The 17197-nt window shown below is 72.5% G+C and carries 15 protein-coding genes and 1 riboswitch; of the genes, 6 read left to right on the top strand and 9 right to left on the bottom strand.

Annotation, left to right across the window (positions count from 1 at the left end; genetic code table 11):
- Positions 1-56: 56 nt before the first annotated feature.
- A riboswitch (cobalamin riboswitch) is annotated at positions 57-271 on the top strand.
- A gap of 118 nt (positions 272-389) precedes the next feature.
- The 6 genes from MKK64_RS15010 (at position 390) to MKK64_RS14985 (ending at position 7117) form a co-directional block, all read left to right on the top strand.
- Complete coding sequence (locus tag MKK64_RS15010; protein WP_409567956.1) at positions 390-2543, top strand: TonB-dependent receptor; 2154 nt, start codon at positions 390-392, stop codon at positions 2541-2543.
- A gap of 103 nt (positions 2544-2646) precedes the next feature.
- A complete protein-coding gene (locus MKK64_RS15005; RefSeq protein WP_147862925.1) occupies positions 2647-3015 on the top strand; it encodes a hypothetical protein in 369 nt (122 codons plus the stop codon).
- Between the two features lie 240 nt (positions 3016-3255).
- The gene (locus MKK64_RS15000) at positions 3256-3768 is read left to right on the top strand and encodes a copper chaperone PCu(A)C (RefSeq protein WP_147729784.1); all 513 of its coding nucleotides are present in this window, start codon (positions 3256-3258) and stop codon (positions 3766-3768) included.
- Positions 3758-4375: an SCO family protein gene (locus MKK64_RS14995; RefSeq protein ID WP_243935702.1), complete on the top strand. Its 618-nt coding sequence runs from the start codon at positions 3758-3760 to the stop codon at positions 4373-4375. The genes MKK64_RS15000 and MKK64_RS14995 overlap by 11 nt, the downstream gene beginning before the upstream one ends.
- Positions 4372-4740 carry a DUF2946 family protein gene (locus MKK64_RS14990; protein ID WP_243935701.1) on the top strand — a complete coding sequence of 123 codons (369 nt, stop codon included), beginning with the start codon at positions 4372-4374 and terminating at the stop codon, positions 4738-4740. Before MKK64_RS14995 ends, MKK64_RS14990 begins: the two co-directional genes overlap by 4 nt.
- Before the next feature lie 64 nt (positions 4741-4804).
- Positions 4805-7117 (top strand): TonB-dependent receptor family protein, encoded by a 2313-nt coding sequence (locus MKK64_RS14985; RefSeq protein ID WP_243935700.1) that lies wholly within the window; start codon positions 4805-4807, stop codon positions 7115-7117.
- A gap of 122 nt (positions 7118-7239) precedes the next feature.
- Here MKK64_RS14985 and MKK64_RS14980 read toward each other — a convergent pair whose 3' ends face one another.
- From MKK64_RS14980 to MKK64_RS14940, 9 genes are all read right to left on the bottom strand, one after another.
- Positions 7240-7821, bottom strand: coding sequence for a peptidase S14 (locus tag MKK64_RS14980; RefSeq protein WP_147728117.1), 582 nt, complete (start codon positions 7819-7821; stop codon positions 7240-7242).
- Positions 7822-7933: 112 nt separating this feature from the next.
- The gene (locus MKK64_RS14975; protein ID WP_147728118.1) at positions 7934-8644 is read right to left on the bottom strand and encodes a response regulator; all 711 of its coding nucleotides are present in this window, start codon (positions 8642-8644) and stop codon (positions 7934-7936) included.
- Positions 8641-11376 (bottom strand): sensor histidine kinase, encoded by a 2736-nt coding sequence (locus MKK64_RS14970; RefSeq protein ID WP_243935699.1) that lies wholly within the window; start codon positions 11374-11376, stop codon positions 8641-8643. The genes MKK64_RS14975 and MKK64_RS14970 overlap by 4 nt, the downstream gene beginning before the upstream one ends.
- Before the next feature lie 44 nt (positions 11377-11420).
- The gene (locus MKK64_RS14965; protein WP_147843526.1) at positions 11421-12023 is read right to left on the bottom strand and encodes a K(+)-transporting ATPase subunit C; all 603 of its coding nucleotides are present in this window, start codon (positions 12021-12023) and stop codon (positions 11421-11423) included.
- A gap of 30 nt (positions 12024-12053) precedes the next feature.
- Positions 12054-14144 (bottom strand): potassium-transporting ATPase subunit KdpB, encoded by a 2091-nt coding sequence (kdpB, locus tag MKK64_RS14960; protein WP_243935698.1) that lies wholly within the window; start codon positions 14142-14144, stop codon positions 12054-12056.
- A gap of 36 nt (positions 14145-14180) precedes the next feature.
- A complete protein-coding gene (locus MKK64_RS14955) occupies positions 14181-14396 on the bottom strand; it encodes a hypothetical protein (protein ID WP_243933467.1) in 216 nt (71 codons plus the stop codon).
- Positions 14397-14399: 3 nt separating this feature from the next.
- Complete coding sequence (gene kdpA, locus MKK64_RS14950) at positions 14400-16115, bottom strand: potassium-transporting ATPase subunit KdpA (protein WP_243933466.1); 1716 nt, start codon at positions 16113-16115, stop codon at positions 14400-14402.
- Positions 16116-16129: 14 nt separating this feature from the next.
- The gene (locus MKK64_RS14945; protein WP_210246746.1) at positions 16130-16231 is read right to left on the bottom strand and encodes a K(+)-transporting ATPase subunit F; all 102 of its coding nucleotides are present in this window, start codon (positions 16229-16231) and stop codon (positions 16130-16132) included.
- Positions 16232-16482: 251 nt separating this feature from the next.
- The gene (locus MKK64_RS14940) at positions 16483-17193 is read right to left on the bottom strand and encodes an acyltransferase family protein (RefSeq protein ID WP_243935697.1); all 711 of its coding nucleotides are present in this window, start codon (positions 17191-17193) and stop codon (positions 16483-16485) included.
- Between the last annotated feature and the right edge of the window lie 4 nt (positions 17194-17197).

Here is a 17197-nt window from a genome sequence, read left to right as displayed (position 1 = left end):
TCGGCCACACCCGGCGACGGCGTCCGAAAGCCGGATTGACGGGCCGGCGCCGCCCGACGCAACCTGCACGCGACGGTTCCTCATCGAGGATCAAAAGGGAACGCGGTGAGGGGAGGGCCCGACGAGGCCTTGCCCGAAGCCGCGGCTGCCCCCGCAACTGTAAGCGGCGAGCCTTCCACCACTGGACGTCACTGGATGCGCCGCATCCGGGAAGACGGTGGCGGGCGATGACCCGCGAGCCAGGAGACCTGCCGTCAGTCGTGGTCACACGCGAAGCGCGTCGGGCGGGGTGTTCCGGCGGGTGTCGAAGCCCCCGGCCGTCCGACGGACGGAGCGGTGGATCGGCCTCGTTCGCGGTGACGTGCCACGTCCGCGTCGCCCGAGGTCCCGTGTCCGCGTCCCAGTCCCCGCTCGTCTTCCGAACGCCAACCCTGCTCGCTCTCGCCTGCGTCGCCGCCCTCTCGGGCCCGGCCGCGCTGGCGCGCCCCGCCGCCGGGGAGGCCGAGGCGAACCTCGCCGAGATCTCCGTGACGGCCGACGATCCCAGGCCCGCCGCCGGGGCTGCGGCGAGCGCCGGCTACGTCGGCGGCACCATCGGCGCCGGCGGGGCGCTTCGGACGGTGGATGCGGCGAGCGCCGGCATCGTTTCCGGCGCCGAGATCAACAGCCGCCCGATCACGCGGCCGGGCGAGGTGCTCGAATCCGTGCCCGGCCTAATCGTCACCCAGCATTCGGGGGAGGGTAAGGCCAACCAGTTCTTCCTGCGCGGCTTCAACCTCGACCACGGCACCGACATCGCGATCGAGGTCGACGGGATGCCGGTGAACATGCGCACGCACGCGCACGGCCAGGGCTACGCCGACATCAACTTCCTGATCCCCGAGCTCGTCGGCGCGGTGGCGTTCCACAAGGGGCCGTACTTCGTCCGCGACGGCGACTTCGCCTCGGCCGGCTCGGTACGGATCGACTACCTCGACACCGTCGCCAAGAACGTCGCGCTGACCTCGTTCGGCAGCTTCGGCTACGCGCGGGCGCTGACCATCGCCTCGGCCCCCCTCGGCCAGGGCAACCTGCTCGTGGCGGGCGAGGCGCAGGTCTACGACGGCCCGTGGGACGTGCCGGACGCGCTGCGCAAGGTGAACGGCGTGGTGCGCTACAGCCAGGGCACGGCGCTCGACGGGTTCTCGGTCACCGGCATGGCCTATGCCAGCCGCTGGGCCGCGACCAACCAGATCGCGTCGCGCGCGGTGTCGGAGGGGATCATCGGCCGCTTCGGCACCCTGAACCCGACCGATGGCGGCGACAGCAGCCGGTTCTCGCTCTCGGGCCGCTGGAGCATGACCGACGACACCGGCGTCACGCGGGCCTCGGCCTACGTCATCCGCTCGCAGCTCAACCTGTTCAACGACTTCACCTACTTCCTCAACGATCCAGTCAACGGAGACCAGTTCCACCAGCTCGACCAGCGCATCCTCGGCGGCGGCGAGGTGAGCCACGTCTTCCAGGGCGACCTGTTCGGGCATCCGATGGAGAACGAGATCGGGGTGCAGACCCGCACCGACGCGATCCGCGTCGGGCTGTTCAACACCGCGAACCGCCAGTTCCGCACGGGCGTCCTCGACGACCGGGTGCTGGAGGCGAGCGGGGCGTTCTACGTCGACAACCGCGTGCGCTGGACCGACTGGCTGCGCACCAGCGTCGGCTTCCGGGCCGACGGCTACTACGGCGACGTGGTCTCCGACACGGCGGCCAATTCCGGCAAGGCACGGGACGGCATCGTCAACCCGAAGCTCGGGCTGGTGCTGGGGCCGTGGTTCGACACCGAGCTCTACGTGAACTACGGCGGCGGCTTCCACTCGAACGACGTGCGCGGCGTGACCGCGACGGTCGACCCGGCGAGCCCCCTCTTCAACATCGCGCGCTCGCCCTTCCTCGTGCCCTCGACCGGCTACGAGGTCGGCATCCGCAACCGCTCGATCGCCGGGCTGGAGACCGCATTGGCCCTGTTCCGCCTCGATTTCGCGTCGGAGAACCTGTTCCAGGGCGACACCGGCACGACGGAGCCGAGCCGGCCGAGCCGCCGCTTCGGCATCGAGTGGACCAACCGCTACGCGGTGACGCCGTGGCTGAGGCTGGAGGGGGACCTCACCGTCACCAATGCCCGCTTCTCCGACGTCGACCCGGTCGGCAACCGCATCCCCGAGGCGCCGACCACGATCGCGTCGGCCGGGTTCACCTTCGGCGAGGGCCTCGGCTGGTTCGGCGCGATGCGGCTGCGCTACTTCGGCCCGCGCCCGCTGATCGAGGACAATTCCGTGCGCTCGAAGCCGACGGCGCTGCTCAACGGCCGCGTCGGCTACCATTTCAACAACGGCCTCAGCCTGTCACTCGACGTGCTGAACCTGACCAACGCCAAGTCGGACCAGATCACCTACTACTATATCTCGCGCCTGCCGGGCGAACCGGCCGACGGCGTCGCCGACCGGCACTTCCACCCGGTCGAGCCCACCGCCGTGCGGCTGACGCTGGCCGGGCGGTTCTGAGCGGCGGCCCTCGATCCGAGCGGCAGGCCCGGCGAAAACGGCCTCGCACGGTTCTGCCGCATTGACGGGGCGGCGGCCGGCGCCCTAGGCGTGGGGCATGCGCATGTGGCGGCCAGATTGGCGGGTCTGCCGCGCGGTCATCGCCGTGACCGCGCTCTACGCGCTCGCCCTGCAGGCCGTCCTCGGCGGGATGACGGGCGTGCGCACCCTCGACCCGGCGCACGCGCTCTGCCTGCAGGAATCCGGCGCGGACGGGCAGGGCCCGGCCGACGCGCCCCATCACGGCGACCACCTGGCATGCTGCACGGCCGCGCAGGCGATGCCGATGGCGGACGTGCCGGTTCCGGCGGCCGTCGCGGTCGCCCGGTCCGCTCCCCCGGCCGTCGACGTTCCGTGGCGTCCCGTCCTCGCCGCCGCCGCCCGCGCTCCGCCGGGCATCGGCGCCGGCGCACGCGCCCCACCCGCCGCCTGATCCACCGCCCGGCCGCCGCCCAGCCGGAACGCGGCGTCGCGCCCTGCCTCACGGTTGCGCGCCGAAAGCCGTGCTCCGGGAAGGCCTCGGCCCGCATCGACCGATGCAGCCTGCCGCATCGCCGTCGCTCGGCCCCTCGCGATCGCGCGAGCCGGCATGCCCGGGACGCCGTCCCCCAACCGCCCAACCGCCCGGCCGCCCGCGGCCGCGACCGACACCGCCCCCTTCAGGAGAGTTGCCATGTCCAAGCTGTTCCGTCGCCGCGCGACCGGCTCCCTCGTCGCCCTCGCGCTGCTCGCGGTCCCGGCCGGCGCCCACGAGTACAAGGCCGGCGCGCTCGCGATCGCCCATCCCTGGACGCGGGCGACCCCGAACGGCGCCAAGGTCGGCGGCGGCTACCTCAGCGTCACCAACACCGGCACCGCGCCGGACACGCTGCTCGGCGCCACGGTGACCGGGGCGGACCACGTCGAGATCCATTCGATGACGATGGACGGCACCGTGATGAAGATGGCTCCGGTCCCGGGCGGCCTGGTCATCGCCCCCGGTGCCACGGTGACGCTGGCGCCCGGCGGCTACCACATGATGTTCGTCGACCTGACGGCGCCCTTGAAGAAGGGCGAGCGCGTCAAGGGCACGCTGCGGTTCGAGAAGGCGGGGACCGTCCCGGTCGAGTTCGCGGTGGAGGCGATCGGCGCGAAGGCCCCCGAGGGCGCGCAAGGGGCGGCCGGCGGCCACGATCATGCCCATTGATCCGCCGCCCGTCACGCCGGCCCAGCGCCGGGCGGGCTACGGCATCCTCGCGGCGGTGCTCGTCGGCATCCTCGGCATCGCCGGGGGCGTCGTGGCGATGCTGCCGCGCGGGCCCGCCAAGCCGGCGATGTCGGTGGTCGGCGGCCCGTTCCGGCTGCAATCGTCCAAGGGCGGGATCCTCGATTCGGCGACGCTGGCCGGCCGGCCCTTCCTGGTGTTCTTCGGGTTCACCCGCTGCCCGAACGTCTGCCCGACGACGCTGGCCGACCTCTCCAACCTGATCGACGACCTGCACAAGGCCGGCGGCGACATCGGCGCCTACTACATCACCCTCGATCCCGAGCGCGACGCCGCCGCGGTGCTGCGCGACTACATGGGCTCGTTCAGCGATTCGATCACGGGGCTGACCGGGACCCGCGAGGAGATCGACCGGGTGGCGCGGTCCTACCGCGTCTTCTCCAAGAAGGTCCCGCTGCCGGGGGGCGACTACACCCTGGAGCACACGCTGATGGTCTACCTGATGGACCGGAACGGCGGCTTCGTCGGCCCGCTCGATCTCGCGGCCGGGCACGGGCTCGCCCTCCGGCAGATCCAGGCCGTCCTGTGACGGGTCGGGCGAAGCGCGTCGGCGCCCTCGGCACCGCGCTGATCCTGCTGGCGATCTGGGCGCAGTCGATCGTGCCGCTCGCCGCCCTGCGGATGGCGCCCGACGCCGCGCCGCTCGGCCTGTCGGCGATCTGCGGCCATGCCGGCGTAGCCGACGCCGCGGGGGAGCCGGCTCCGCTCGTTCCCGGCTGCCACGCCTGCCCGCTCTGCGCCGTGGGGCTCGCCGCGTCGGTCGTCGCCGCACCGCAGCCGGCGGCGCGGGTCCTGCGCTGGTCGCCCGTCGCCTGGCCGACCCCGCCGCCCGCCCGCACCCCGCATCGCCCCCGGATCGCCGGCCGGCCGAGGGCACCGCCGACCCTGCTCTGATCGAATCGCGAACCTCTTCCGGCGGGCCGATCCCGCCTGCCTCCCGATCAGACGAGCCCGCCCGATGCCCTTCCTGCCCAAGCTCCGGCTGCGTGCCGGCCTCCTCCTCCTGTCCGCCAGCCCGCTCGCCGTCGCGCAGGCACAGGCACAGGAGAGCGTCACGCTCTCCGAGCTCTCGGTGGTCGGCGAGCGCGACGGGCCGGCACCGGCGGCCGGCATTCCCTTCGGCGTCGCCGCGCCGCAGGGCTCGGCGCCCAGCGTCATCGAGCATCCGGTCGGGCAGGTCGTGACCGGGATCGGGCGGCGCGACACGATCGAGAACCGGCCGGCGACGAGCGTCGGCGCGGTGCTCGCCAACAGCCCCGGCGTCACCGTGCGCCAGGGCAACGGCGGGCGCGACGTGATCATCTCGATCCGCGGCAACAACGCCCGCTCCACCGGCGTGATCAAGAACACGGTGGTGCTGGAGGACGGCTTCGTCCTGACCCAGCCCGACGGCGCCGCGCGCTTCGACCTCTCCGACCCGCGGGCCTATTCCCGCATCGACGTGTTCCGCGGGCCGCAATCGGCCCTGTTCGGCAACTACGCCACGGGCGGCGCGCTGGCCTTCCGCACCCGCACCGGCCGCGAGATCAACGGCTACGAGATCGGCACCGATGCCGGCAGCTTCGGCTATCTCAGCACCTCCTTCACGGTCGGCGGCGTCAGCGGCCCGTTCGAGATCAGCCTGTTCTCCAGCGACGTGCGCGCCAACGGCTACCAGGACCATTCGTCCTACGACACGCAGACCATCGACCTGCTGGCGAGCTACACCCCGACGCCGGACAACCGCTTCACCCTCAAGGTGATCAACAACGACCTGCACGCGGACCTCGCCGCCCGGTCGTCGCTGGCCGAGTTCCGCACCAACCCCTATCAGCGCGGCTGCGCGGCGGCGGCGACCGCGGCGGCGGGCTGCTCGCTCACCAACCTCTTCGTCAACGGCGCCTACGGCCGAAGGGTCGGCGTCACCGCCGACGAGGCCGGCTTCGAGCGCAAGGACCGGCGCACGATCGTGGCGGCGCGCTACGAGCACGACATCGACGCCCAGACCACCTGGCGCACGCAACTCGGCTTCGACGAGCGCAACTTCAACCAGCCGTTCTACGCGACCGCGTCACGGGGCTCGTACCCGTCCTGGAACTTTCTCACCGACCTCACCCGGCGCTACGACCTGTTCGGCCTGCCGGCGGTCGGCTACGTGGCTTTGGCCTACAGCACCATCGACAACCGGATCTCGACCTACAACCGCGCGCCCTACGGCGGCCCGCGGCTGGGCGCGCTGATCGGCGACCAGGAGGCGGTGCAGTCGAACCTCGGCGGCCGCGCCCGCACCGAGGTCGCGCTCTCCGAGCAGTGGACGGGCGTCGTCGGCATCGGCGCCGAGACCACGTCGATCACCGGGCGCAGCCTCGCCTACGCCTACGCGGCCGCGGGCGCGACCACGACGATCGCGGACGCGAACCGCAGCTTCCTCAACGTCGCCCCGGAACTGGCGCTGGTCTACCGCCCGAGCGCCGAATGGGCGTTCCGCGGCCGCGTCGCCACCGGCTACACCACGCCGGCGGCGAGCAACCTGTTCGTGACCTCGGCGGGCCTGCCCGGCAACAACACCGGGCTGCAGACCCAGGAGAACCTCGGCTTCGACCTCGGCACCGACTGGACGCCGGTCGAGGGGCTGCGCCTCAGCGTCACCGGCTTCTACGAGATCTTCCGCAACGAGCTCGTCTCGCAATCGCCCGGGGCCGGCCTGCAGAGCTACACCTTCAACGCCCCGGCCTCGGAGCACCGCGGCCTCGAGGTCGGCGCCGACTGGGCCTTCGCGCCGGGCTGGCGCATCGTCGCCGCCTACACCTTCGACGACCAGGTCTACACCCGCTACGTCGAGCAGCTCAGCGCCGGAGCGCTGACCCGCCGCCTCGACCGCGCCGGCAACCGCATCCCGGGGGTGCCGGCCAACCAGCTGCTCGCCCGCGTCGGCTACGACGTCCCGGCCGGGCCGCTCGCCGGGCTCGGCGCCTTCGTCGAGACCGTGTTCCAGGACGACTTCTACCTCGACAACGCCAACCAGCTGAAGGCGCCGGGCTACGCGATCGTCAACGCCAACGTCCACTACGCGACGGAACTCCCCGGCGGCTACGCCAAGCGCCTCACGCTCTACGTCGAGGTGCGCAACCTGTTCGACACGGTCTACGCCGCCTCGGCCCAGAACCTCGCCGACACGATCAGCGCGACGACCGGGCTGCAGAACGGCGCGGGCGTGCTCGCCGGCACCACCGGCTCGATCTATGCCGGCGCCCCGCGCAACCTCGTCGCCGGGATGAAGCTGGCGTTCTGATGCCGACCCTCGGTGAGCCCGGCTCATCGAGGGTCGGCCCCCTCGACCGCCGGGCGGCGGTCGTCCGCTGGACCTCATGGGTTCTCACCTACGAGGCTTGGCCTGAAGACTCGGCATGAGCCTCAGATCACCGCCTCGATCAGGCCGAGGGTGCGGGCCTCCTCGGCCTCGATGTACCAATTGTAGGGAGCCCGCTCGATCACCTGGTCGAGGGTCACGCTCGAGCCCTCGACGAGGTTGGCGAAGCCCTCGTTCTGGATCGCGATCGAGCACTCGATCTCGTGGAGCGTCGCCTTCACCGTGGCGATGCAGGTGGTCAGCGGACCGTTGATCCGGAGCTCCTTGGCGAGCTTGCGCTCGTGGATCATCAGCCGCGTGCCGGGGGTGAGGTAGCGGTTCTGCCGGGTGAAGAAGCTCATGAAGGTGGTGCCGGCGGAGTAGATCGCCGCCTTGCCGAGGAAGGCGTAGCGGCATTGCGGGTTCATCGCGCTCTTGAAGCGGATGTCCTCGCCCATCATCCGCGCGACCTCCGGGTCGCCGCCGAGCGTGGTCAGCTCGACGACGACCAGCCCCTCGCACGGGGCCTTTCCGATCTGGGCCCGGAAGTCCCGGTACATGTCGTAATCCACCGTGCCGGCGAGCAGGACGGTCGGAGCCGCGAAGTCGGCGGCTTTCAAGGTCGTATCCGGGGTCGTGGTGTTCATGGGGCGGGGCGGCCTTGCGATGCGGACGGGTTTGCGATCCGAACGGGATCGCGGCCTGCACAACCCGCGCCGGACCTGTTCGTTCAGGAAAAGATCCGCATCGGGGACGCCGTCAGCGCGACAGCCCGTCGTCGGGCGCGCGCAGGCGGTAGCCGACGCCGGTCTCGGTGAGCAGCAGGCGCGGGCGCTCGGGATCGGCCTCCAGCTTCTGCCGGAGCTGGCGCATGTAGACCCGGAGGTATTGCGGGTCGGACGAGGCCGAGACCGCGCCCATCAGCTGGGCGTGGGTCAGCACCTTGCCGGCATGCTGCACCAGCACCCGCAGGAAGTCGTACTCGCGCGGCGTCAGCTTCACCTCGCGCCCCTCCACCCGGACGATGCGGCGCACGAGGTCGACGCTCAGGGGCCCGACCTGGAACAGCGGGCGCTGCCCTTCCGTCGCGAGCTGGTGGCGGAGCGCCGTGCGGATGCGGGCCAGCAGCTCGCCCATGCCGAAGGGCTTGGTGACGTAGTCGTCGGCCCCGAGGTCGAGCGCCTCGACCTTGCCGGTCTCGTCGTCGCGGCTCGACAGCACCACCACCGGCAGGGCGGGATGCGCCGCGCGGATCCGGGCGAGGAGGTCGTGCCCGCGCATGTCGGGCAGCCCGAGATCGAGGATCACGAGGTCCACCGTCTCGTGGCCGGACGCCTTGCGGCCCAGGGTCTCCAGGGCGGTGCGGCCGTCGGGCGCCTCCAGCACGGCGTAGCCCTGGGTCCCGAGCCCGGTGCGCAGCAGCCGCCGGATCGGCGGCTCGTCGTCGACGACGAGGATGTGCAGGGTCATGCCGCCCGATCCGAGGCGGTCCGCGCGGGCTCGGCGGGGACCGGCAGGGTGATGGTGAACACCGCGCCGGAGCGGTCGCGGCGGTTGGCGCCGACGACCGTGCCGGCCATCGCCTCGATGAAGCCGCGGGAGATCGGCAGGCCGAGGCCGGTTCCGGCCCGCACGCTGTCGGCCTTGGCGACGCGGTAGAACGTGTCGAACACCCGTTCCAGGTCCGCCTCCGGCAGGCCGCCGCCCTCGTCGAGGATCTCGATCCGCACCCGCATCCCGTCCCGCCGCCCGCGCAGGCGGATGGTCGATCCCTCGGGGGCGTACTTGCCGGCGTTGTCGAGGAGGTTGACCAGCACCTGCTCGAACAGCACCGGATCGAGCCGCAGCGGCGGCAGGCCGGGCGCGATCTCCACCACGACGCGGTGGCCGGACAGGATCGCCTCCAGGCGGCGCAAGGCCGTGTCGGCGATCTCGGCGACGTCGTGCAGCGCGACGTTGGGCACCACCGCGCCGGCCTCCAGGCGGGTCATGTCGAGGAGGTTGGCGATGAAGCGGTTGAGGCGCTCGGATTCCGCGATGACGGTCGCGAGGAGATCCGCCTTCGCGGGGGCGTCGAGGGCGTCGTCGAGGTCGCGCAGCGTCGTGGCCGCGCCGAGCACGGCGGCGAGCGGCGTGCGCAGGTCGTGCGAGATCGAGGTGAGCAGCGCCTGGCGCAGGCGGTCGGTCTCGGCCGCGCGCTCGGCCCGGTCGAGGTCCTCGACGAGGCGGACGCGCTCGATGGCCAGCGCGCCCTGGTCGGAGAGCGCGTCGAGGAGGCGCCAGCTCTCCGGCGAGAGGATCGGCCCGGCCCGGTCGGCGTCGAGGCCGATGACGCCGAGCGTCCCCCGGCCGGTCCGCATCGGCAGGAACAGGCGCTTGGCGCCGGGCAGGGTGTCGGCGCCGCGGCCCGCCGCCCGGTCGTTGTCGAAGGCCCACTTGGCGGCGGCGAGGTCGGCCGCGTCGAGGGTGTCCTCCGGCGGGTAGCCGGCGCGCACCGCGATCGCGCCGGCCTCGGGCAGGAGCAGCACGACGCGGACGTCGAGGCTCGCGGCGATCTGGTAGGCGGTCGCCCACAGCACGTCGTCGAGGGTGCCGCAGCCGGCGAGCTTGCGGCTGAAGCCGTAGAGCCGCTCGCTCGCCACGGCCCGCGCCCGCGAGACCACCGCCTCCTGGCGGGTGCGCGCGGCGAGGTTCGAGACCAGCACGGCGACCAGCGTGAACAGGCAGAAGGCGGCGACGTTGGTCGGGTCGGCGATGGTGAAGGTGTAGAGCGGCGGCAGGAAGAAGAAGTTGTAGGCGAGCGAGGCCGCCACCACGGCGGCGAGCGAGGGCCCGAGGCCGAAGCGCACCGCCACGGCGACCACGGCGGTGAGCAGGACGAGGTCGGCGTTCTCGACGCCGAGCATCGGCTGCAGGGCGAGCGCGATCCCGAGGGCGCCCCCGACGGCCGCGAGCGCGACCGCGTAGGGCCAGGCCGAGCGGGACGGCTCCGCGGCCGTGCGCACGCTCTTCGGCCCGGCCGCGTCCCCGCCCTGCGCCTCCCCACTCTGCGCCTCGCCCGCGATGACGTGGACGCTGATCTGCCCTGAGCCGCGCACGAGGTCGTGCACCACCGAGCCGTTCAGGATCTCGAACAGCCGCGAGCGCTCGGACTTGCCCACCACGACGTGGTTGGCGTTGGCGCTCCGCGCATAGGCCAGGATGTCGTCGGCGATCCGCCGCGAGCCCGGCACGGTCGCCGCCTCGCCGCCGAGCCGGTCGGCCAGCCGCAAGGTGTCGGCGATGCGGTCGCGCGCGGCCTCCGACAGCGCCTGCGCCCGCGGCCCCTCGACCGAGAGCGCGGTCCAGGGCGCGTGCAGGCGGTCGGCCAGGCGCTTGGCGTAGCGCACCAGCCCGGCCGCGCGCGGATCCTCGCTGACGCAGACCAGCACCCGCTCGCCCGCGCCCCAGGGCCCGGGGATGGCGTTGGCCCGCATGTGGCTCAGGAGCTCGTCGTCGACCCGGTCGGCGGTGCGGCGGAGCGCCAGCTCGCGCAAGGCCGTGAGGTTGCCGCGGGAAAAGTAGTGCCGCAGCGCGCGGGCGGCGTTGCGGGGCAGGTAGACCTTGCCGTCCTCGAGGCGCCGGATCAGGTCGTCGGGGTTGAGGTCGATCACCTCGATGTCGTCGGCCCGGTCGAGGATGCCGTCGGGCACGGTCTCGCGCACCCGGATGCGGGTGATCTGGGCGACGACGTCGTTCAGGCTCTCGACGTGCTGGATGTTGAGGGTGGTGTCGACGTCGATGCCGGCGTCGAGCAATTCCTCGACGTCCTGGTAGCGCTTCGGGTGGCGCGAGCCCGGCGCGTTGGTGTGGGCGAGCTCGTCGACCAGCGCCAGGGCCGGGCGCCGGGCCAGCAGCGCGTCGAGATCCATCTCGTCGAGGCGGGTGCCCTTGTAGGCGACGGCGCGGCGCGGGACGACCTCCAGCCCGGCGACGAGGCTTTCGGTCTCCGCGCGGCCATGGGTCTCGACCACGCCGATCACCACGTCGAGGCCGGCGCGGGCCTTGGCCTGGGCCGTGGTCAGCATCTCGTAGGTCTTGCCGACCCCCGGCGCGGCGCCGAGGAAGATCTTCAGCCGGCCGCGCGACCGGCTTTCGCGGCGCGCGGCTTCGAGCAGCGCGTCGGGGGAGGGGCGGGACGGGTCTCGGCTCGGCTCGGGCATCGGGGGCGCATCCTACCCGCAACGGGGCCCGAATGGGCCAGCGCCTATTTCGCCAGCCCGTCCAGCGCGAGGTTGAGCGCCAGCACGTTCACCCGCGGCTCGCCGAGGATGCCGAGCCAGCGACCGCGGACCTGCCCCTCGACGAGGTCGCGCACGGCCGGCTCGGGGAGCCCGCGCGCGGCCGCCACGCGCTTCACCTGGAACAGGGCGGCGGCGGGCGAGAGGTCGGGGTCGAGGCCCGAACCGCTCGTCGTGACGAGGTCGACCGGCACCGGCACGCCCGGGTTCTCGGCCTTCAGGCGGGCGAGGTCGGCGCCGACCCGCTCGGCGAGCGCCGCGCTCGTCGGGCCGAGGTTGGAGCCCGACGAGTTCGCGGCGTTGTAGGGCGCCGGCACGGTCTTAGCGGGATCGGCCGGGTCGGCGGCGCTGGTCGCGGACGGCCGGCCCTGGAAGTAGCGCGCGTCGGCGAAGGCCTGGCCGATCAGGCTCGACCCGACGGGCTTGCCGTCGCGCAGGACGATCGAGCCGGCGGCCTGGCTCGGGAAGGCGAGGCCGGCGAGGCCGGTCATCGCGAGCGGATAGGCGAGCCCGGTGAGCGCGGTCAGCGCGATCAGCAGGACGAGGGCGGGGCGAAGCTGGGTCAGCATGGCGGTGTCTCGTGACGCGAAGGGGGAGGATCAGGCGAGGCGGAGCGCGGTGACGGCGAGGTCGATCGCCTTGATGCCGACGAAGGGCACCAGGATTCCGCCCAGGCCGTAGACCGCTAGGTTCCGGCGCAGCAGCGCGCCGGCGCCGACCGCGCGGTAGGCCACGCCGCGCAGGGCCAGCGGGATCAGCGCGACGATGATCAGCGCGTTGAAGATGATCGCCGACAGGATCGCGCTCTGGGGCGAGGCGAGCCCCATCACGTTCAGCGCCTGGAGCTGCGGATAGAGCCCGAGGAACATTGCCGGGATGATGGCGAAGTACTTCGCCACGTCGTTGGCGATCGAGAAGGTGGTCAGCGCGCCGCGCGTCATCAGCAGCTGCTTGCCGATGCCGACGATCTCGATGAGCTTGGTCGGGTCGGAATCGAGGTCAACCATGTTGCCGGCCTCGCGCGCCGCCACCGTGCCGGTGTTCATCGCGACGCCGACGTCGGCCTGGGCGAGGGCGGGGGCGTCGTTGGTGCCGTCGCCGCACATCGCGACGAGCTTGCCCTGCGCCTGCTCGCGGCGGATCAGCGCCAGCTTGTCCTCGGGGGTGGCCTGGGCGAGGAAGTCGTCGACGCCGGCCTCGGCGGCGATCGCGGCGGCGGTGACCGGGTTGTCGCCGGTGATCATCACCGTGCGGATGCCCATGCGGCGCAGCTCGGAGAAGCGCTCCCGGATGCCGCCCTTCACGATGTCCTTCAGCGTCACCACGCCGAGGAGGCGTCCGTCGCGGGCGACGGCGAGCGGCGTGCCGCCGGCCTTGGCGACGTCGTCGGCGATGGCGCGGACCTCCTCGACGCTCTCGGCCGAGGCGGTCGGCGCGTAGGCCAGGGCCGCGCTGGAGCCCCGGGTCGCGACCGGGCCGCCGCTCACCGCCGCGACGATCGAATCGACGGCGCCCTTTCGAATCTGCGAGCCGGCGAGGTCGACGCCGCTCATCCGGGTCTGTGCGGTGAACGGCACGAAGGTGGCGTCGAGGCTTGCCATGTCGCGGGCGCGGATCCCGTAGCTCTCCTTGGCCAGCACCACGATCGAGCGGCCCTCCGGCGTCTCGTCGGCGAGGGAGGCGAGCTGCGCCGCGTCGGCGAGCTCCTGCTCGGTGACGCCGCGGACGGGGCGGAACGCGGTGGCCTGACGGTTGCCCAGCGTGATCGTGCCGGTCTTGTCCAAGAGCAGCGTGTCGACGTCGCCGGCCGCCTCCACGGCGCGGCCCGACATGGCGAGCACGTTGAAGCGCACCAGCCGGTCCATGCCGGCGATGCCGATGGCCGAGAGCAGCGCGCCGATGGTGGTCGGGATCAGCGTCACGAACAGCGCGACCAGCACGATCAGCGGGATCGCGCCGCCGGCATAGGAGGCGAAGCTCGGGATCGAGGCGACGGCGAAGACGAAGATCAGGGTCAGGCCGGCGAGCAGGATGTTGAGCGCGATCTCGTTCGGGGTCTTCTGGCGGGCGGCGCCCTCGACGAGCGCGATCATCCGGTCGACGAAGGTCGAGCCGGCCGCGGCCGTGATCCGCACCCGGATCTCGTCGGAGAGCACCTGCGTGCCGCCGGTCACCGCCGAGCGGTCGCCGCCCGATTCGCGGATCACCGGGGCGGATTCGCCGGTGATCGCCGCCTCGTTGACCGAGGCGATGCCGAGGATCACCTCGCCGTCCGAGGGGATGATGTCGCCGGCCTCGACCAGCACCACGTCGCCGACCTTGAGGTCGTTGCCGGGGACGGTCTCGAAGGCGCGGCCCGCACCCGTCAGCCGCTTGGCCATGGTCTCGGTGCGGGTGCGCCGCAGGGAATCCGCCTGCGCCTTGCCGCGCCCCTCGGCGATCGCCTCGGCGAAGTTGGCGAACAGCACCGTGAACCAGAGCCACAGGATGATCTGCCCGGAGAAGGCGAGGTTCTCGGCGCCCGTCGCGGCGTCGCGGACGAACAGCACCGTGGTGAGCGCGGCGACGACCTCGACGACGAACATCACCGGGTTGCGCACCATCAGGCGCGGATCGAGCTTCCGCAGCGCGCCGAGGAGGGCCGGGCCGACGAGGGCGGTGCTGAGCAGGGTCTGGGAGGGGCGGGACATGGGGTTTCGTCCGGATGCGGGGGAGGGCCGGCGGGCTCAGTGTCCGAGCGCGCGGCCGAGGAGGGCGGCGCCGGCCATCAGGCCGAGGGCGCCGAGGAGGGTGAGGCTCAGCATCGCCAGGATCAGGTCGGAGACCCGGACCGGCGGGCGGCGCCCGGCGACGGCCGGGCGCGGGCGCTGCGCGCCCCGCTTGCGCCGCGGCAAGGGGCGGGGCGCTGTGCGGGGGGCGGCGTGGAGGAGGGTGCGGCCCACGGGTCAGCCCCCCGCGGCGAAGGTCTGGCCGAGGCCGCCGGCGAGGTGCTCGACGATCGGCCCCAGCGCCAGCGCCGGGAAGAAGGTCAGGCCGCCGACGATGAGGATCACGCCGACGAGGAGCCCGACGAACAGGCCGCCGTCGGTGGGGAACGTTCCGGACGAGGCCGGCACGGTCTTTTTGGCGGCGAGCGCGCCGGCGATGGCGAGCGCCGGGACGATCACGAAGAACCGCCCGACCAGCATGCCGGCCGCCAGCGTGGTGTTGTAGAAGGTCGTGTTCGCCGTCAGGCCGCCGAAGGCCGAGCCGTTGTTGGCCGCCGCCGAGGTGAAGGCGTAGAGCATCTCGGAGAAGCCGTGCGGGCCGGCATTGGCGGGCCCCGCGAGCCCCGCGGCGACCACGGTGGCGAGCGCGGTGCCGCCGAGCATCATCAGCGGCAGGCAGAGGATGGCGAGCATCGCCATCTTCACCTCGCGCGCCTCGATCTTCTTGCCGAGGTATTCCGGCGTGCGCCCGACCATCAGCCCGGCGACGAAAATCGTGACGATGACGAAGACCAGCATGCCGTAGAGCCCGGCGCCGACGCCGCCGACGATGATCTCGCCGAGCTCCATGTTGATCAGCGGGATCATGCCGCCGAGCGCGGTGAACGAGTCGTGCATGGCGTTGACCGCGCCGCAGGAGGCGGCGGTGGTGACGACGGCAAACAGCGCCGAGGCCACGATCCCGAACCGGATCTCCTTGCCCTCCATGTTGCCGCCGGGAAGCCCGAGCGCGTTCAGGACCGGGCTGCCGGCGGCTTCGGCGCCGTAGGTGACCGCGATCCCGGCCCCGAACAGCACGGCCATCGCGGCCAGGATCGCCCAGCCCTGACGCTCGTCGCCGACGCTGCGGCCGAACAGGTTGGTGAGCGCGGCGCCGATCGCGAAGATCGAGACCATCTGCACGAAGTTCGACAGCGCGGTCGGGTTCTCGAACGGGTGGGCGGCGTTGGCGTTGAAGAAGCCGCCGCCGTTGGTGCCGAGCATCTTGATCGCGACCTGGCTCGCCACCGGCCCGACCGCGATGGTCTGGGGCGCGCCCTCGAGCGTCGTCGCCGCGACGGCGCCGCCGAAGGTCTGCGGGATGCCCTGCCAGACCAGGAACAGCGTGAACACGACGCAGAGCGGCAGCAGCAGGTAGAGGGTGCAGCGGGTGAGATCGACCCAGAACGAGCCCACCGTCCGCGCCGAGGCCCGCGAGAATCCCCGGACGAGGGCGACGGCCAGGGCGATGCCGGTCGCGGCCGACAGGAAGTTCTGGTGGGTCAGCCCCAGCATCTGCGACAGGTACGAGAGCGTGGTCTCACCGCCGTAGGACTGCCAGTTGGTGTTGGTGACGAAGCTCGCCGCGGTGTTGAAGGCGAGGTCCGGCGCCACGGCGCCCTGCCCGTCCGGGTTCAGCGGCAGGGCCGCCTGCAGCCGCAGCAGACCGTAGAGCAGCACGAAGCCGGCCGCGTGGAAGACGAGCATCGCGGTGGCGTAGGCGAGCCAGTGCTGCTCGTGGGTCCGGTCGATGCCGGCCAGGCGATAGAGCCCGCGCTCGATCGGCTTGAGCACGGGCGAGAGCAACGTCCGCTCGCCCGCGAACACGCGGGTCATGTAGCCGCCGAGGGGGCGCACGAGCGCCAGCACGACCGCGCAGAAGAGCGCGATCTGGATCCAGCCGTTCACGGTCATGGGCTTGGTGTCCTTCAGAACCGCTCGGGGCGGACGAGGGCGTAGGCGAGGTAGGCGAGGAGGCCGACCGTCACGAGGGCGCCGAGGGTCAGGTCGAGAGACAGGCCGTAGGGCATGGCGGGGCCCTCACAGGCGCGCGCACAGGCCGGCATAGCCGACCGCGAGGGCGAAGAAGGCGAGGCCTCCGGCGAGGAAGACGAGGTCGAGCATGGCGGGCGTCCGGACGAGGAGCCGGCAACGCGGTCGTGGGCCGACCGGTCCGCTTCGACCGATCCGCCCCGGCGACCTGCTTGCCGTGATCGTCAGAGTGGCCGGACGCGCCGTAGGAATGCGAGAGGGAGGCGGCGCCGAATCCATAAGGATCCCATCAGGATCGGGCCGGCTCGGCGGTGTCGGGCACGGACGACCGCGTCCGGTCGAAGGCGCGGCGGATCGCGCGCTGTCCCGGCGTCTCGACGGCGTAGCGGATCACGGTCGCGAGCCCGACCGAGGCGAGGACGGCCGCGAGGATCGCCGATCCGGACGACCATCCGCCGGCCTCCAGCGCCCGGATGATCGCGTAGCCGAGGATCTGGTGGACGAGGTAGAGCGGGTAGGAGATCGCCCCGAGGAAAACCAGGGGCGCGCAGCCGAGCCAGGGCAGCCGCCCGGTCGCGGCGGCGAGGACCGTGCCGGCAAAGCCGAGCACGAGCAGGACATAGAAGCCCGTCCCGACGCCGCCGTAGTCGACGGCGGGCCCGAGGGCGGTGAAGCCGAACGCGGCGGCGAGCGCCCCGAGGCCGAGGGGGGTCAGCGCGCCCGCCGCGAGGCGCGCGAGCATCGCCCCGATCACGAACAGCAGCGCGAAGGGGAGGTTGAGGAGCACGACCACCTGCAGCGTGCGGACCGGAAGGACCAGCGTGCCGACGAACGCCGCGGCGAGCCATCCGGCGCAGATCCGCTCGAGGCGCAGCCCGGGATCGGTCGCCGGGCCCCTGTGGACCAGGGCGAGGGCGGCGAGTGCGTAGAAGGCGACCTCGTAGGTCAGCGTCCAGTGGGACGGATCGATCGGCGGCACCCGGATCAGCGAACTGAGCATCGTC

The sequence above is a fragment of the Methylobacterium sp. E-025 genome, assembly GCF_022829705.1.
Classification (GTDB): domain Bacteria; phylum Pseudomonadota; class Alphaproteobacteria; order Rhizobiales; family Beijerinckiaceae; genus Methylobacterium.
The sequence above is the reverse complement of the archived record's forward strand: the minus strand, read 5'-3'. Positions and strand labels throughout refer to the sequence as shown.

Coding starts and splice junctions, on each gene's coding strand:
- MKK64_RS15005 (WP_147862925.1), top strand. CDS start 2,647: ATGTGGCGGCCAGATTGGCGGGTCTGCCGCGCGGTCATCGCCGTGACC.
- MKK64_RS15000 (WP_147729784.1), top strand. CDS start 3,256: ATGTCCAAGCTGTTCCGTCGCCGCGCGACCGGCTCCCTCGTCGCCCTC.
- MKK64_RS14995 (WP_243935702.1), top strand. CDS start 3,758: ATGCCCATTGATCCGCCGCCCGTCACGCCGGCCCAGCGCCGGGCGGGC.
- MKK64_RS14985 (WP_243935700.1), top strand. CDS start 4,805: ATGCCCTTCCTGCCCAAGCTCCGGCTGCGTGCCGGCCTCCTCCTCCTG.
- MKK64_RS14980 (WP_147728117.1), bottom strand. CDS start 7,821: ATGAACACCACGACCCCGGATACGACCTTGAAAGCCGCCGACTTCGCG.
- MKK64_RS14975 (WP_147728118.1), bottom strand. CDS start 8,644: ATGACCCTGCACATCCTCGTCGTCGACGACGAGCCGCCGATCCGGCGG.
- MKK64_RS14970 (WP_243935699.1), bottom strand. CDS start 11,376: ATGCCCGAGCCGAGCCGAGACCCGTCCCGCCCCTCCCCCGACGCGCTG.
- MKK64_RS14965 (WP_147843526.1), bottom strand. CDS start 12,023: ATGCTGACCCAGCTTCGCCCCGCCCTCGTCCTGCTGATCGCGCTGACC.
- kdpB (WP_243935698.1), bottom strand. CDS start 14,144: ATGTCCCGCCCCTCCCAGACCCTGCTCAGCACCGCCCTCGTCGGCCCG.
- kdpA (WP_243933466.1), bottom strand. CDS start 16,115: ATGACCGTGAACGGCTGGATCCAGATCGCGCTCTTCTGCGCGGTCGTG.
- MKK64_RS14945 (WP_210246746.1), bottom strand. CDS start 16,231: ATGCCCTACGGCCTGTCTCTCGACCTGACCCTCGGCGCCCTCGTGACG.
- MKK64_RS14940 (WP_243935697.1), bottom strand. CDS start 17,193: ATGCTCAGTTCGCTGATCCGGGTGCCGCCGATCGATCCGTCCCACTGG.